Origin of the sequence: Lactobacillus nasalidis (assembly GCF_016587775.1) — a bacterium.
Taxonomy (GTDB): Bacteria; Bacillota; Bacilli; order Lactobacillales; family Lactobacillaceae; genus Lactobacillus; species Lactobacillus nasalidis.
In genome coordinates, this window is the sequence record NZ_BOCG01000301.1 from 1 (window position 1) to 644 (window position 644).

Consider the following 644-nt stretch of genomic DNA (forward strand, 5'->3'; position numbering starts at 1 on the left):
GGCCGGGTGAACGTACTGCCTAAGAAGCTTGATAGAATTTATAAAAAAATCAAGCACTATCAAAGGCAGCTTGCCAAAAAGCAAGTCAAAAATGGAGAAGCTGCTTGCGAAAGCAAGAACTACTTGAAGACGAAAGCCAAGCTTCAAGCTTGCTATCGCAAAGCTGGCAATATCCAAAATGACTTGATGCAGAAGTTTACGACTGAACTGGTTAATGACTACGACAAGATCGTGATCGAAAACCTGTCGGTTAAGGGCATGCTGATGAGCCACGTAGCTTCAAAGGGTGTTCACCGGTCGATGTTTGGCAAATTTAAGCAGATCTTGACCTACAAGTGCGATTGGTACGGTAAGGAACTTATTCTGGCAAATAAGCTGTACCCGTCTACTCAGCGTTGTGCGGCTTGTGGTAATGTTAAAAAAGGTGATGACAAGATCACTCTTTACGGAAACAAGAAACATGGTACTAAACACAATGAGTACGTCTGCTATAACGAAAAATGCCCGAACTATGGCATAGTCGTAGATCGGGACAAGAATGCGATGCTTAGCCTTCTAGCGCTGGTTGAGCATCCAGAGTTAAATCATGCGCTATAAATTTAAAAGAAAGGAGAGTTAATGGCTAAGGCCTTGGCCTTAGTCAT

1 protein-coding gene is annotated in these 644 nt (G+C 43.0%); it reads left to right on the top strand.

Translation table 11 applies throughout. The annotated features are described in order from the left end of the window. Positions 1-597 (top strand): RNA-guided endonuclease InsQ/TnpB family protein (locus lacNas_RS05350; protein WP_244661424.1); only part of this gene is annotated, 597 nt, incomplete at its 5' end. Between the last annotated feature and the right edge of the window lie 47 nt (positions 598-644).